The sequence below is a fragment of the Desulfoprunum sp. genome (genome assembly GCF_053613775.1).
Window position 1 is genome coordinate 227011 of sequence record NZ_JBSHXH010000003.1, and the last position, 15166, is coordinate 242176.

Annotated in this window: 12 protein-coding genes; 6 read left to right on the forward strand and 6 right to left on the reverse strand. The window is 57.3% G+C overall.

What is annotated here, in order from left to right; translation table 11 throughout:
* Positions 1-21: 21 nt before the first annotated feature.
* On the forward strand, positions 22-711 hold the full coding sequence (gene rnhA / locus ACWGKN_RS03555) for a ribonuclease HI (protein WP_035231480.1): 690 nt from the start codon (positions 22-24) through the stop codon (positions 709-711).
* A gap of 29 nt (positions 712-740) precedes the next feature.
* On the opposite strand, the gene ACWGKN_RS03560 is transcribed toward rnhA, so the two are convergent.
* The 4 genes from ACWGKN_RS03560 to ACWGKN_RS03575 all read right to left on the reverse strand — a co-directional run bounded on the left by ACWGKN_RS03560 (position 741) and on the right by ACWGKN_RS03575 (position 5884).
* Positions 741-1067, reverse strand: a complete 327-nt coding sequence (locus ACWGKN_RS03560) for a hypothetical protein (protein WP_052160165.1) — start codon at positions 1065-1067, stop codon at positions 741-743.
* Between the two features lie 506 nt (positions 1068-1573).
* Positions 1574-3298 carry an IS1634 family transposase gene (locus ACWGKN_RS03565; protein WP_452094700.1) on the reverse strand — a complete coding sequence of 575 codons (1725 nt, stop codon included), beginning with the start codon at positions 3296-3298 and terminating at the stop codon, positions 1574-1576.
* A 660-nt stretch (positions 3299-3958) separates the two neighbouring features.
* Positions 3959-4723 (reverse strand): general secretion pathway protein GspB, encoded by a 765-nt coding sequence (locus tag ACWGKN_RS03570; RefSeq protein WP_424253564.1) that lies wholly within the window; start codon positions 4721-4723, stop codon positions 3959-3961.
* A gap of 12 nt (positions 4724-4735) precedes the next feature.
* Positions 4736-5884: an ExeA family protein gene (locus tag ACWGKN_RS03575; protein ID WP_052160206.1), complete on the reverse strand. Its 1149-nt coding sequence runs from the start codon at positions 5882-5884 to the stop codon at positions 4736-4738.
* 294 nt (positions 5885-6178) lie between these two features.
* Between ACWGKN_RS03575 and gspF the strand changes: the two genes are divergently transcribed.
* The gene (gene gspF / locus ACWGKN_RS03580; RefSeq protein WP_035231904.1) at positions 6179-7402 is read left to right on the forward strand and encodes a type II secretion system inner membrane protein GspF; all 1224 of its coding nucleotides are present in this window, start codon (positions 6179-6181) and stop codon (positions 7400-7402) included.
* Positions 7403-8385: 983 nt separating this feature from the next.
* Entirely contained in the window at positions 8386-10221 is a 1836-nt protein-coding gene (locus tag ACWGKN_RS03585; RefSeq protein WP_424253567.1) for a multiheme c-type cytochrome, read from the forward strand.
* Between the two features lie 160 nt (positions 10222-10381).
* Here the strand turns inward: ACWGKN_RS03585 and ACWGKN_RS03590 are convergent, their stop codons facing one another.
* Entirely contained in the window at positions 10382-10822 is a 441-nt protein-coding gene (locus tag ACWGKN_RS03590; RefSeq protein ID WP_424253569.1) for a hypothetical protein, read from the reverse strand.
* Positions 10770-11348, reverse strand: coding sequence for a S8 family serine peptidase (locus tag ACWGKN_RS03595; protein ID WP_424253571.1), 579 nt, complete (start codon positions 11346-11348; stop codon positions 10770-10772). The genes ACWGKN_RS03590 and ACWGKN_RS03595 overlap by 53 nt, the downstream gene beginning before the upstream one ends.
* 516 nt (positions 11349-11864) lie before the next feature.
* Here ACWGKN_RS03595 and ACWGKN_RS03600 point away from each other — a divergent pair.
* From ACWGKN_RS03600 to ACWGKN_RS03610, 3 genes are read left to right on the forward strand one after another with little or no spacing between them, the layout of a single operon-like run.
* Positions 11865-14135, forward strand: coding sequence for a CFI-box-CTERM domain-containing protein (locus tag ACWGKN_RS03600; protein ID WP_452094701.1), 2271 nt, complete (start codon positions 11865-11867; stop codon positions 14133-14135).
* Positions 14132-14605 carry a type II secretion system major pseudopilin GspG gene (gene gspG, locus ACWGKN_RS03605; RefSeq protein ID WP_052160208.1) on the forward strand — a complete coding sequence of 158 codons (474 nt, stop codon included), beginning with the start codon at positions 14132-14134 and terminating at the stop codon, positions 14603-14605. Before ACWGKN_RS03600 ends, gspG begins: the two co-directional genes overlap by 4 nt.
* Positions 14606-14608: 3 nt before the next feature.
* On the forward strand, positions 14609-15166 hold the full coding sequence (locus ACWGKN_RS03610) for a prepilin-type N-terminal cleavage/methylation domain-containing protein (RefSeq protein WP_035231913.1): 558 nt from the start codon (positions 14609-14611) through the stop codon (positions 15164-15166).

Consider the following 15166-nt stretch of genomic DNA (forward strand, 5'->3'; position numbering starts at 1 on the left):
CGAAGGAGAGTTCAGGACGGAATGGGAAAGAAATTTTATGCGGTGGCGGCCGGGCGGGAGCCGGGCGTCTATAGCCAGTGGCCGGAGGCCGAGCGGCAGGTGAAGGGCTTTCCAGGCGCGAAATTCAAGGGGTTCGCCTCGCGCGCCGAGGCCGAGGCCTGGCTGGAGGCGCCCCTGTATGCGCCGCGGTCGGCGCGAACACCGCGACCTGTGGCTGCCGCGGCAGAGAACGCTGCTGCCGCTGCCGATACGGTGATCGTCTTCACCGATGGCGGCTGCATCAACAACCCCGGCCCGGGCGGGTATGGCGTCATCATCGTCGATGGCGCCGAGGAACAGGAATACTGCGGCGGCTTCAGCCTGACGACCAACAACCGCATGGAGCTGATGGCCTGCATCGTTGCCCTGCAGCAGCTCGAGGGGTCAGGCCGGCCGGTGGTCGTCCACTCGGATTCGAGCTATGTCGTCAACGGCATCGAAAAGGGCTGGGCGCGCAGCTGGAGAAACAGGGGCTGGCGCCGGTCGGACGGTCATCCGGCCCTCAACGCCGATCTGTGGGCGGAGCTTCTCAGGCTTGCGGAGGCGATGGCGGTACGTTTCGTCTGGGTGAAAGGCCATGCCGGCAACAGCCGTAACGAACGCTGCGATGTCCTCGCCACCTCGACCGCGAGGGGACACAATCTTCCCCCCGACAGGGGGTACGGCCGCTAGGGCGGCCCGGGGGCGGGCGCTCGGGCGGTTCAGAGGCTGAACGACTGGCTCTGGGCGACCTCGATGGCCAGCTGCGACCGGGCTTCGGCATCCATCGCCAGTCCCTTGTGCCGGCACCAGGCCGGGAAGGTCTCCGGATCGATATACACCTTGATGACGATATCCCCGGCCGCCTGAACCTGAGTCTTCATCTCTTCCGCTCTCTGCAGCCAATCGCCGTATGTCTTCGGCAGGCGATCGGCGTCGGTGAAGAGTTTCTTCAAGGTCTCCCAGTGTTCTTCCCGATACCAGACCATGGCCTGGAGCATCGGTTGAGCCGGGGGGGCATTCGGTGCTGTTGTTTTCGATTGTGACATGGGCGTTTCCCGATAATCGGTTTCGATCCTGGTGGTGCGTTACGTCGATGGGGCGGGGCATTCGCCTGATCCGCCCTGAAGCGGGGGCTCAGACTGCCGGGGCAATCGGCCCCAGTGATACCATCCGCCGCCGGGGTTGTAAAGATTCTTCTGTAGGGGGTGATCCTGTCTGGAGATCTCAGGGACACCGGAGGACCGACCGACCTGCCGTCGTCGCTGTCATTTCGAGCGGCAGCGAGAAACCTCGCTGTTCCCGGAAGGGCGAAGGCCGAGATGCCGCCGCCGCTGTCATTTCGAGCGTCCACCCTGTCATTTCGAACGATAGCGAGAAATCTCGGTTTTCAAGGCGATGAGATTTCTCCCGGTCGAAATGACAGAACCTGTCGCAGATCATTTTACACAAGACTCTTTCCGATAATCGAATACACCGCTTTGCGCGTGAATGTATGGCAGGAGTTTCGGGGATAATCGGCACGAATGGCCGCGAGCCCGCGTTGAATAAGGGTTTAGCCAACGGGACCCTGTAAGACCCCACTCTCGTCAACGTGGTAGCCAAATGCCGATAGGACTTCACTTTGGGTCTTACTGGGAGTTTCCAAGCGCCGCTCAGGTGTCCGGCCCCCCTTCTTTACCCTCAGGACATAATGCAGATGCCGCATGTCGTCCATAACCTCCTCGATCGAACGTTTTCGTCCGGCAGCAGCCATCTTCAACTCGATCCGGCGCAAATAGGTCATAGCCACCACACAGGTGAAAAGATGACATCTGATCTTGCTGTCAGTCCAATGCCGGACCGGGCTGGTGCCCACCAGATCGTTGTCCTTGCTGAGACGGAACCGGTCCTCCACCTGCCAGCGGGCAAGACTCGCTTCGATGATATCGCCGGTGGGCCAATCCGTATTATCGGTAATAATGATGTTTTTGCCGAACATCGCCTGTTTCCGGCTGACCAGATAGACATTTTTGCGAAAGGTCAGCGCCAGGCCGTCCGGTGATTGGCTGAATTCCAGTTCGTACAGTTGCGGCGCCATATGGAGCTGTTCGCAGAACCGAACATACCGCTCTCGCACGGTCTCCTCGTTCCGCCAGTGCGGCGCGTGGTCTCTCACCTTGGCCCGTATGGCCAAGAGTTCCTGACGCATGGCCTCAAGTTTATCGGCAAAGGTGTAGGCCTGCTTACGGGCAGACGCCGGGTTATGGGTAACGATCACGGTTCGCTCTTTACCCCAGTACTCGCCCTTGGTCCGAAAGGCGAGCAGACATTCATCTGACCGACCCTCCTCGAGAAGTCGACGATTTTCCGCCGTATCGGCAGGTTCAAAACGATCCAGCGGAGTTGCCGCCAGGTCCTGGGCGAAATATGTCGAATAGCTGGTGATAAAATGAATCCGGGGATGCCCGTCAATCCAGGCATAATTGTCATCGGCATTCATGCCCTTGTCGATAACCACGGTGAGCCGTTCTTTCGTTTTGTTCAAGCCACAGACAACACCGAACATATCGTCCATCACCGCCTCAAAATGCTTGCTGTCATGGATATTGCCGGGATAGACGCTATAATAGAGCGGCAACCGCGAATCCCGGGCGACCAGCAGTCCCAGGCCGATCTGGCGCAGATGATGCTTGCCGGCCTTGTTCTTGCCGCGCCTGGCGAGTTGCGATTCGGTTTGACTGGCCATGTAGGTGTAGTAATTGGTGGTGTCGAAGAGCAGGCAGTCGGCGGCCGGCGCCTCGGCCTGGCAGATGCGCTCGAAAAACTTATGGGCAATCGTGTGGAGGTCGGTTTCGTTCACCCGCTCCCATTTTTCCCAGTAGCGCTTGCTGGTCAGTTCGTCCAACTCGACCGGCCGGATATGTTGAATGGCTGTCTTTCTGAACCAATCGGCAAGTTTGTTTTTACTGACGGCCTGCACCATCCGGTTCAGCACGCAATAGAGAAAATACTCGCCGACCGAAGGCCCCGTCTCCCTCTCTGCCTTGGGAACGACATTGTCGACGATGCCGCAGAGATCAATATCCCGGTCGATCTGATACGCCAACCAGAGAGAGCCGAACTCTTCGACCTTCAAGCTCAGGACATCGGCCTCTTTGCCGCCAAGCAAGCCGGCAACCTTTTCCGGCGAGCCGATGTAGATCTGGGAGATGACCTTGGGCTTGCCATCGACCCTGGCAATTTCCCGGACGTAGAGGTAGGGTCTTCCCTTTTTGGTTTTTATGTGAAAATGCGCCATACTGGTATACTAACAGTAGGGTCTTACATGTCAAGCAAAATATTGCGTAACCCCAGTATTTATGGGCAATACGCACGGGCAATTTGATTTTATTGGAGGGTCTTACGAGACCGAGTGCGACAACTCGCTGGTTTTATTTGGATTTGCCGGAAGGGAAGTGGTTATCTCCGAAACTCCTGTCTGGGCCTCGATCGTTTCGGCAAATTTATTGACATTGGCCCGCAAACAATTGGCCTGAAGACGCAGGCGCACTGTCCGATCTCGACTTGTTTGGGAGAAGTGCGTCTTGAGCAGGCCATTGGGGCCGACAAATATGCGCCCGACAACAGGGAAAAACTATCGGCATAGTCGATGGTGAATTGATGCGCATATAGTAAGTCAGGGTGTGGCGACGCTTACTCGAAATTCACGATTTATGGACAGACACCAGCTAAGGACAACAGGAATGCGATCAGTGCGACAGACAGAATCCCTCTTTTCATGTTCCCTCCTTGTGGTTGAATGGTCCGTCTCCGGCCTGTGACGGTGGATGGGATGTGCGCTGTCCACCCCGGTTGCATGCTTCGGTGTCCTGCAAAACAAAAGGGCCGTTCGAAATACCCTGCGTGGTTTTCGGTATTCCGGAACGGCCCCTCGGTGTAGAAGATTTTCAGACCGTAGTTAGAGTTTTATCTGAAAATCCGTACTTACGTGGCGGAGGATGACCCCGTCCCAGGTGATGCGAAGAAGCTTGAGCTGATCGCCCACCCGCTCACCTTCGCGGACGATCTTGTTGTTGATCATGATCATCCGCCGGGCCGGGATCTCGGAGTAGACATGGCCGGCCATGGAAATTTCCGGGATCGATTTCCGGATCTCGATCGGTAATTCCTTCAACAACGGTGGGCTGTCATCCTGGGTTGCAGTGGTCTCGGAAGGGGGCGGGGAGGATGGTCGAACAACCCGGGACGGCGTGGCGGGCTGAATCTGCTCGGCCGGCGGAACCACGATGCGCTTGGCGACAGTCACCGACGTCGATGGTTTCCTGACCTGGACCGGCACCTGTGGTTGCGGCGGTGCAACCTCCCGAGCCGGCGCCGCAACCTCCGCCACCGGATTCTGTGCCGGTTCGGCAGGCTGGCGGGTGGTGTTTGGCCCGGCGTTTTGAGGCGGCGGCAGGGTCGGATTCCCGACCTCGGCAGTCTGCTCTGCCGGAGCTGTTTGCTCGGCAGTCTGCGAAGTGAATAATGGAGAACGCCATTGCCACAGACCGACGCCGATCAATACAAGAGATGCGGAGAAGAGCAGGAGGAACCGTTTTCGTTGCCTCGCCGACCTCTGGATGCGGGAGGAGGTCAGATCGGTATGGATGCTTTCCAGGGTGGGTATCTCGCCCTGTTTCCTTTCCTGGTCCGATTTTTTCAAAGCATCGAGTATGTATGACATGGCGTTCTCTACCTATTTGTCCCGAACCGTTTTCTGGTCAGGTTTTATCTCCATTTTCGATACGGTCTGTTCAATCGAAATCGACGAGGACTGCTGTTTTTCGTCTTGATCCGTCTTCGGGGCAGGTTGCCGATTGCTGGTCTCGGTAGTTGACGTGTCACTCGACTTCCGGTCCGTATTCGGTTTGGTTCCCTCCGGGGTTGTATTGTTCTGCGGCTGCCATACCTTCATGAAGGTCTCCATCGAAGGCATCTTCAGATAGTGATAAGCTGCCGGCATGCCGATGCCGATTAGAACCAGGGTGATCGCCGTGATCAGGATAAACCGGCGGGAGAACATCGATGTCCGGCCGCTCTCGAGCAATTCCCGGCCGGCCTTCCGCATGATCTTCCAGCTGACCCGATCGGCATTTTCGGCGTAGGCGCCGAGCAGCGCCCGGTCGCAGATGAGATTGATCAGCCGCGGGATGCCTTTGGAAAGCCGGGCAACGAGCTTTATCGCCCGGTCCGTGAACAGGCGCCGGGTTCCGCCCCCTGCCACCCTGAGGCGGTGCTGGATATAGATCCGGACATCGGCTGGCTGCAACGGCTGGAGGTGATATCGGCTCGTAATCCGCTGATTCACCTGGCTCATCAGCGGACCGGCGAGCAGGGTGCGCAGTTCAGGCTGGCCGAGGAGTATGATCTTCAGCAGTTTCTGGGTATTGGTTTCAAGGTTGGTGAGCAGCCGCAGCTGCTCCAGGACATCGGCCTCGAGATTCTGCGCTTCGTCGATGACCAGCGCCGTGCTTCTCCCTTCGGCATGGGTCCGCAACAGATGACGATTGAGCGCATCGATATAGCTCTTGCTGGTGGGAGACTCGAGCGGTACCGGAATGGACAGCTCCTCGCAGATGGTTTTGAGCAGGTCGATGGCGGTGAGCTTGGGGTTGAGAATTATGGCGATATCCGTATCTTCCGGCAGTTGCTCGAGGAGGCAGCGGCAGACGGTGGTCTTCCCCGTGCCGACATCCCCGGTCAGCAGGATGAAGCAGCCGTCGCGCTGGATGCCGTAGATGAGATGGGCCAACGCCTCCCGGTGGAGCTCGCTCATATAGAGATAGCGCGGGTTTGGGGTGATGGCGAAGGGTTTTTCGTTCAGGCCGAAATAGTGTGTATACATTCGGGACGGTATGTGTCAAACTGGCATAGTGCCACTGCAGAGTGAGTGTACGCCTCGGGCCTGGGATGCTGATTTTTGTTGAACTTGATGCATCAGTATAGGAAATAATTTCCTTAAGGTAAACCCTTGGTCATGGTGGCAGAAAAAAGAGTTTGACGGTTCCTGCCGGATGGCGGATTCTTCTCCGTATCAACCTGTCCCAGGAAAAGGGGCGCAGAGGTGCCCTGCAAGCGGCAGTGAAGGCTGAAATCAATCGCTCCGCTTTGGATAATCATAACGATATCCCGGAGTGTCATGCCTGTCTACGAATACAATGCCCTCGACCAGCGAGGCAAGAATCTGAAAGGGATCATTGAAGCCGATAGTGAGTCCCAGGCCAGGGCGAAATTGCGCTCAGGGGGCAACTACCCGGTATCACTAAAGGAAAGTAAGGCAAGGGTGGGCGGAGCTTCCCAGTCCTGGTTCTCGACCAGCCTGTTCAACCGCATAACCCCTGAGGAAGTGTACGTCATCACCCGGCAGCTCTCCACCCTGCATGGCGCCGGCATCCCGTTGGATACAGCCCTGTCCTCGCTCGTCGAGCAGACCCGCAACACCGCCTTGAAGAAGGTCCTGGCCCAGATCAAGGGCAAGGTGAGCGAGGGGAAGACCCTGGCCCAGTCCATGGGCGAGCATCCGAAACTCTTTCCCCACCTCTATATCAACATGATCCGGGCCGGGGAGGAATCGGGGTCGCTCGATGTCGTTCTCGAGCAACTGGCCGATTTCAGTGAGAAACAGCAGGAATTGAAGGGGCGTCTGCGGGCGGCGATGTACTATCCGGTGTTCATGGCCATCATCGGCACCGCCATCCTGTTCATCCTCATCACCTATATCGTTCCCAATATCACCCAGGTCTTCAAGGACATGGAGCAGACCCTGCCCCTGCCCACCCTGTTTCTGATCGGCACCAGTTCGTTTTTGAAAAACTACTGGTGGGTGCTGCTGGGCGTGGGCCTGGCGGTGGTCATCTTGTTGCGCATGTTCGTGAAGACGGCCAAGGGGCGATCCCTGTGGGATCTCATCAAACTCAGGACGCCGGTCATCGGGCCGGTGGCGCAGAAGATCATCCTGGCGCGGTTCGCCTCGACCCTTGCCAGCATGAACCGCAGCGGCGTCGAGTTCATGGTGGCGATGCGGATTGTACGGACGCTGGTCGACAACGTCCGCATCGCCGAGGTTGTCGATTCGGCGATGGAACATGTGCAGCGGGGACAGAGCATGACTGTCGCGCTGGCCGCCTCTCCCTGGTTTCCGCCGATGTTCGTCCAGATGATTGCCGTCGGAGAGCAGAGCGGCAGCCTCGAGGTGATGCTCAACAAGATCGCCGATGCCTATGAACGTGATGTCGAAGCGGCGGTCAAAGGTATGACCTCGCTGCTCGAGCCGCTGATGATTACGGCCATGGGTCTGGCGGTCGGATTTATCGTCATTTCCATTCTCTTGCCTATCTTTGAGATGAACCAGATGATCCATTGACAATCTTCGGCTGTTATAAATCAGTTGTCTTCAATTTTTGAATTGATCGTCTATTTCCATATAATTACCTGATAAACAGAATTTCTGCATAGCCAACACCATCGTGATCGCGCTTCGAGGTTCATCGAACGATCACCGTCCTGTTTTTCATGACATTGCCTCTCAGGTTTTACTGTTCCCGGTGGCCGAAGAATGGTGTCGGGAGTGTCACGGCACCGGCGCTCGATTTGGTCCGGATGTATATTCAAAAACGATCGCAATATCGTTTTCTTGCCGGCTTGCTTATCCCCATTCATGTTGGAAACACTACAATTTCAGATATGTGAAGATTGTCTCTCCGCCCGGTGGTCGGAGATGATGCACCTGTTCCGTACAAATTTATGAATTATCACGGTTAAAAATCAGGATTTTGACCGGTCGGTCCCGCGTACGAGTGTCAGAAAATCATTAAATACTTAACGTCTTAAATTCACATGAGAACAATGGTGGGGCAATTGTTTGTCATGGTCGGTAATCGTACTGATAATAAAGGAAAAAATAACAAATCGAAATTGTCGCGAGAGCGAAGGTGTGGATACATGCAAAGTTGATCGTGTAACGCATTGATTATTAATAATATCAATAGGGTCTTTCGGGTCCGCACGAGGTGAGGTGCCACGCCGTGGCATCTATCTTGCAGTCAGAAACGTACTGTCCAGATTTCACAGAGTCATTGGCGAGAATGCGCCTTTGGCATCAATCGACAACGATCACGGGGAGGATCAATGAAGAAAAAAACCTTGGTCATGGCATCCTTGTGCATCTTGGTGGGGAGCAGCTGTCTCGCTGCGGACAGATCCATCCAGATGACAACGACTCCAGTTGAGGCGACGCTCGGCCAACCGGTACAGTTCGAATGTACCGGGGTCGGAGGCTGGCGTTCTCCACTGAGCTCAGCGCAGATTATTATCAATAATCCGCAGAGACAGTCGGGCAGCACAGAGGTGACCAAACAGAAAATGACGATCAATGGCTTGACCGCCGACTTCGATTACACTATCCCGGCCAACGAGCCGGCGGGAAATTGGAGTTATACCTGTGTCCTGCAGGACAGATCGGGCAAGGTCAGACAGAGTGCCCAGTTTACCGTCAAGGAGTCATCCGATGTCGGCACCGAACCGCCTCCGGATCCCGGCACTCCTCCGCCCGGCGGTGGACTGGTGGACGGGCCGATTCCGGCCCATAACACCATCACCGCCTACAACGGCCCGTCGACCTGCATCAGCTGTCACCAGGAGGAAGCCAATGACATGCTCAGCAGCGTGCACATGAAATGGGCGGGGCCGACGCCGGATCTGACCAATACCAATGGCGAAGAACTCGGCAAGGGCGTCGGCGGCATCAACACCTTCTGCACCTACGCGGTGTCGTCGAAAGGGGCCTGTTACTCCTGTCATGTCCGGGCCGACGGTAATGCCCCGCATCCGCCGGAGGCCGCCGATGTCGATTGTCTGATGTGTCACAGTGACACCTATCAGCGCAAGACCGTTGAGGACCCCAATAATTCGGTCACGGTGACGAATGTGTTGAAACAGGTAAAGACCTATATTTTCGGGAAGCAGGATGCCCAGGGCAACTATACCACCGTGCCTGACTACGCCAAGATGCCGGCCGGCACGACCATGGTCAACCTCGCCCGGACGGTCCATCTGCCGACCAACCAGTCCTGTCTGCGCTGTCATGCCACCGCCGGCGGCGGCGACTGGGTCAAACGCGGCGACATGGGGGTCAACAGCAAAGATGCCACCGTCGACCAGGATGTCCATCTTTCCAAGGCCGGCGCCAACCTGACCTGTGTCAGCTGTCACGCATCGGCCAACCACAAGATCGGCGGCCGCGGCATCGACCTGCGGGCGACCGAGGCGCCGAATCCCACCTGCCAGTCGTGTCACACCGCGGCGCCGCACTCCAACACCACCCTGAACCGGCATGCCCAAGGCCAGGTGAGTTGTCAGACCTGTCATATCCAGACCTATGCCAAGGGCGGGGCGACCGAGATGTCCCGTGACTGGCGGGTCCCGGTCTGGAATCGGGCCTTCTGCTCGGGCCAGGGCGGCTTTGTCGGCGAGGAGGTCAAACAGGCCAACGTCAAACCGGAATACGCGTGGTTTGACGGCACCTCGAATGTCTACAATGTCGGCGAGACCATCAAGGCCGACGCCCAGGGCATCTATCCGATGGCCAAGGCCAATGGCGCGCCGTTCGACGGCAAATCGAAGATCGTGCCGATCAAGCGCCATTTCACCATCATGCCGCTGCATGAAAGCGGCCAGATCATCCCGCCGGCGATCATGTGGATGTTCATGACCGGCAATTTCGATACCGCCGTCGAGGAGGGCATGAAAGATCAGGGTATGACCGGTAATTACACCCTGGTCGAGGCCGATGCCGAGATGCTGATCACCCACGGCGTCGATCCGAAGAGCAAGGCCCCGTCCTGCACCTCGTGCCACGACAATACGGGGGCCACTCCCGACGGCAAGGGCATGATCCCGTTCGCCGCCCTTGGCTACCACGAGATGCCGGCGAAGGTCAGTTCATGTACCCTCTGTCATGAGAGCAAGAGTCAGCCGTTTGAAACCATGCATCAGAATCATCGGAACAGGAATATCTCCTGCAACAGCTGCCATACCCCGACGCCGACCGGTCTGGTGCAGCCCCAGAGTCAACTCTGCAGCAGCTGCCATGACAGCAAATCGTGGAGCAGCGGCGCCCACAAGACCCACATCGCGAAAGGTCTGGACTGCACCAAATGTCATACCTTTCCCAGTGTGAATTGATCAAGCCCGACTGCATGGCCCCGGCGCCGCCGGGGACATGCGAGGTTTGACGGATTGAAGAAAAAACAGGCCTCCCGGCCCGTGGCGCTTTCGCTGCCATGGGAAGGGAGGCCGTAATTTTTGCCGCCGACCTTTTCAAGGCCTGGACCGGCGGCGCTCGTTACCAACCGACCGTCACGCTGTTCGAACAGGCAGCGGTTCCTTTCTCGGATACCTGATAGGTGGCGGAGACCGTGCTTTTGGTAAGGGTGTCCTTGTAGGCGCCTACGTTTGTGATCGTGAAGATGGTGTTGTTGCGTTTGATGTCGACCTGGTCGGAGCCGGAACCGCTCCAGGTCAGGTCGGCGTGTTTGACCGACCTGACCTTGTAGGCCCGGACGTCCAGGGTGATTCCGGTCGTGTCGGTCGCAGTGACGGTGATGTTGTCGTTGCCGACGAGGCCGCCGGAATCGGTGACCGTGGCGGTGATGGAATGCGTGCCGGGACTCGGAACGATGCCGGATGAGCCGCCGGTGCCGAATTTTACCCCATTGTCGAACCATTCCAGGTCACTGCTCAGATTGGATGCCGTTATCGAGAGCCCCGATGATGCCGGCCACATGGGTCCCGTGGTAGTGGTCGTCATCGCCGCCGGCAACGCATTTGGTATTGAACAGGGTGCCGGTGCAATTGACGCCGTTCATCACCTGCAGATCCGGATGCTGCAGGTCAATCCCGGTATCGATGACGGCCACATCGGCGTCGACCCGAGCGTCGTCGTTGCCGTCAATATCGATGTCCGGATTGGCGGCGGCGAAAATCCGCTGCACGCCGGTGGGGATTGTCTGGGCAAAGGTGTACCTGAGGTTGTCGGTCTCCACATACTTGACCCTGGGGTTCTTCTCCAGGCCGGCCACCGCCTGCTCGGGCACGGTGATCGAAAAACCTTTCAACGCATGCTGGTAGATGAAGCCGACCTCGCCGCCGACCTTGCCGGCGATGTCTCTGGCCGTCGTTGCCGGTAACTGCTCGTCGTCATGCAGAACCACGATGTACCTCAACCGCTCCGGGGGGGCGGCTGTTGCCGTCGGTGGCAGATGCAACAGCACCGCCACGATGAGAAACAGGACGAATGAGATGTGTTTCATAGTGCCTCCTCCTTGAGGAAATATGGTCATGCGCGATGCGACAGGATCGTTGTACGATCATATCATTGGATGCGGGGTGTTTTGCAATGGCTTCAGTCGATGCTGCTGACGCGTCGGGCCCTCCTGCCGCGATGATTTGCCGCGGCTGAAAGTGAAACACGTGTGGACCGGTGACGACTGTGTCTGTACATAGAATTATGCGTGAAACGAAAAACCACAATAATGGATTTGTTTATATATATTAGGTAGTGTATGTATCATTCAGGAGCTGCGGCGTTGCCGTCAATGACAGATTATATTTAGTGATATCAATGGGTAGTAATGTCATGAGCGGATCACGCCATGCGCCATTGTTGTCGTATCAGGCTGTTATCCTGCGATCAGCACTCGATAAAAGGTGTTCAACATCCTTGCCTGGGCAGGTGACTTTTTGATATCATCCATAGAGCTGAAATGCGGCTGTTTGTGGACGATATCAGAACGTTTTCCAATACTGGAATCGAAGGTGGGATGAATATGTGCGAAATCAAAACTGAATTCCGGCGGATAGTCATGCTGCTGGTGGTGACGGTTTTTCTGTCGATCGTATCCGCTCATGCAGGGGGCAATCTCGATCCCGCCTTCGGGGACCAGGGCAGGGTCGTTACCGATTTTGGTATTGACGATGATGAGGCCCTGGCCCTCGCGGTCCAACCCGACGGTAAGATCCTGCTGGCCGGTTTCAGCACGAATTCCGTGTTGAAGGATGTTGCGGTTGCCAGGTATCAGCCGGACGGCAAGCTCGATACCTCGTTTCACTCCACCGGTTATACCACCTTCAACCCCGGCGACGGGAATGCCATGGCGCAGGCCATTGTGGTGCAGGAGGACGGCAAGATCGTTATCGCCGGCACCGCTGACAATGGAGCGAATGAGGCAAGCTCGGCAGTTTTCCTGGTTCGCCTCACCGATAGCGGCTCTCTGGACACTTCCTTCGGCACATCCGGGAGACTCGTCCTGCCGCTGGACGGCAAATCCGGTAATGCCCATGACCTGCAGGTTGCCCCGGATGGCGATATTGTGGTGGCGGGGACGGCCGGCGGCAGCACCGGTCTGCAGGCGATGATCGCCCGGGTCGACCCGTCTGGAAAGTTGGACACCGCCTTCGGCACGGATGGCTTCGTGCTTATCGACCGCGGGTATGAGACCGCAGCGCATTCCCTGGTGGTGCAGAGCGATACTTCGATCCTGCTTGCCGGTTACAGCAAACCGGAGGGGGTTGCCGGCCCCAGCCTTTTCCGGCTCAAGGCCGATGGGGCTATCGATGAATCGTTTGGCACCAATGGCGAAGTCCGGATCACCGACATGGAAGGAGAGGCGATAATCTATGATATGGCCGCCCAGGATGACGGCCGGCTGGTCGTGGTCGGCACCTACGATAATGGTGAATATCGAGAGGTGATCATGGGACGGTTCCTCACCAGCGGGCAGATAGACACGAGCTTCGGCACCGTCGGGATGGTACGCAGCGATCTGGGCTACGACAGCGTCGGGTACGGTGTGGCGGTGCAGAAGGACGGCGCCATCCTGGTGACCGGCTATACTGAAACGGTGAAAGGCAAGGATTTCATACTGCTACGCTACGGTGCTGAAAATACGGCCGATGAGGCATCCACGACGGGAGCGACTGGCACGGCGACAGAAACTGCCGGCACGACCACAGATTCCGACGCTGCCGCATCACCCTCGAACACCGCGGTCGGGAATCAGGCAGCGACGGCCGTGGAAGAGGGCGCTTCGTCGGAAACCGGGGACGGGATTTCCCCGGAAACCGCCGTCGATGAAGCCATCGCCACCTATATCGCCGATACGGTGTCGTTGTATGACGATGCCGGCCGGGCACTGGCAGTGCTGCCGGACGGGAAGGTCCTCGCCGCCGGTTATTCCAGCAACGGGGACGACAACGATTTCGTCCTGCTGCAATACAGTGCGGTGGCGATGTCGGCCCTTGCCGAATCGACAGCCTTGACGGCTGGCGGTGTCTCCTCGACCTACTATCACATCGCTACGACCCCGATCACCAACATTGGCCGGAACAGTGCAATATCGGGCGGGGAGATTGTCCAGATCGCAGGCGGTTCGGCCAGTACCATTCCGACGGTCACGGAGCGAGGGGTATGCTATGGTACGGCCCGGCATCCGGTGTACCGGCCTGCCGAGACGACGGATACGACCGACACGACGGACGACGACTCGACTGATTCGATACTGCCGCCGGTAACCAAGGAAAATTCCTTCAATTACAAGACTGTTCTTTACGGTCAGACCAGTGACGGGTCCGGAGTGGGAACGTTCGGCAGCAATATTGTCGAAATTACCCCGAATACGAGATATTATGTCAGGGCCTATGCGGTACTTTCCGACGAGACGGTCATCTACGGCAACGAGTTGTCGTTCGAAACCAGCGATGCCTGTTTCATCGCCACTGCGGCCTACGGTTCGGTGCTCGATGCGCATGTGGTCGTGCTGCGGAATTTCCGTGACCGTTACCTGCGCGGCAATGGGCTGGGACAGGCCTTGATCGACCGGTATTACCAGTTTTCACCAATGATTGCCGAAGTCATCGAAGGCAACGACGTCCTGAAGCAGGTCGTCAGGGTATGCCTGTGGCCTTGGGTTGCCTTCAGCTATCTGATGCTGGAGTTCGCCATCTGGGTGAAAATTACCCTGATGCTGCTCGCCGCGCTGATCTGCGGCGTAGCGGTGTATTCCTTGAAATCAAACGTAAAACCAAGAAACATAACATGACCAATCGATCTCTCCCCACGTTGCAAGGGCTGAGGCGCCATTCTGCCGAAGCTGGATTTACCCTGATTGAACTTCTGGTTGTCCTCGTCATCATTGGTATTCTTGCCGGCTATGTCGGCCCGAAGATCATGGGTCATCCGGAGGAGGCCAAGCGAACCAAGGCGGCGATGCAGATACAGGGGATTGAAACCGCCTTGAATCTTTATAAACTCGATAACGGCACATATCCCTCGACGGAACAGGGGTTGCAGGCGTTGGTTGAACCGCCGACCGCCGGCATACTGCCGCCGAAATGGAGAGACGGCGGTTATCTCGAAAAGAGCAAGGTCCCTCTGGATCCGTGGGGAAATGATTTTGTCTATCTCAGTCCCGGGGTGCATGGCGATTACGATCTCAGTTCCTACGGCATCGACGGGGAGGCTGAGGGCGAGGGCGACAGCGCCGATATCAATAACTGGGAAATTGAATAGCCGGTGCTGGTGAAGCCGCTGGCGGGGAGGTGGGCCGCCGAGTCGTGGCGGACAGGAATTGGCCGCGACGATTCGGGCTTTACGCTCTTTGAATTACTGGTGGTCTGTGCCCTTATATCCGTGATGCTGGCGGTTGCGGCGCCGACCTTGAAAAATTCAATCCTGACCGATCCGCTCAAGGCCTCCTCCCGGCAGGTGATCGGGCTGATCAAGGCGGTGCGGGAAAAAGCGATTCGGGACCAGCAGGCCTACGTCATCACCTTTGACCTATCGGAAAACCGCATCTGGTATCGCCAGGAGACGGCAGCGGCACCGGAGGATCCGGATGAGGTCCAGACCGATGCGCTGCAATTGACGCAACCCGTTCGGATCGTCGATATCTGGACCAAATCCGAAGGGAAAATGGATGAAGGCCGACCGCAGCTCTGGGTCAGCCGACAGGGATACATCGACGAAACCATGATCCACCTGGAAAATGACGAAGACGAGGTCCTGACCATGCTGTTCTCTCCTTTTCTCGGGAATGTCCGGATTACCGACAGCTATGTGGAGATGGAGTGA

Bases quoted from the DNA above. Each gene is read 5' to 3' on its own strand.
- rnhA (WP_035231480.1), top strand. From the start codon at position 22: ATGGGAAAGAAATTTTATGCGGTGGCGGCCGGGCGGGAGCCGGGCGTC.
- ACWGKN_RS03560 (WP_052160165.1), bottom strand. From the start codon at position 1,067: ATGTCACAATCGAAAACAACAGCACCGAATGCCCCCCCGGCTCAACCG.
- ACWGKN_RS03565 (WP_452094700.1), bottom strand. From the start codon at position 3,298: ATGGCGCATTTTCACATAAAAACCAAAAAGGGAAGACCCTACCTCTAC.
- ACWGKN_RS03570 (WP_424253564.1), bottom strand. From the start codon at position 4,723: ATGTCATACATACTCGATGCTTTGAAAAAATCGGACCAGGAAAGGAAA.
- ACWGKN_RS03575 (WP_052160206.1), bottom strand. From the start codon at position 5,884: ATGTATACACACTATTTCGGCCTGAACGAAAAACCCTTCGCCATCACC.
- gspF (WP_035231904.1), top strand. From the start codon at position 6,179: ATGCCTGTCTACGAATACAATGCCCTCGACCAGCGAGGCAAGAATCTG.
- ACWGKN_RS03590 (WP_424253569.1), bottom strand. From the start codon at position 10,822: ATGTGGCCGGCATCATCGGGGCTCTCGATAACGGCATCCAATCTGAGC.
- ACWGKN_RS03595 (WP_424253571.1), bottom strand. From the start codon at position 11,348: ATGAAACACATCTCATTCGTCCTGTTTCTCATCGTGGCGGTGCTGTTG.
- ACWGKN_RS03600 (WP_452094701.1), top strand. From the start codon at position 11,865: ATGTGCGAAATCAAAACTGAATTCCGGCGGATAGTCATGCTGCTGGTG.
- gspG (WP_052160208.1), top strand. From the start codon at position 14,132: ATGACCAATCGATCTCTCCCCACGTTGCAAGGGCTGAGGCGCCATTCT.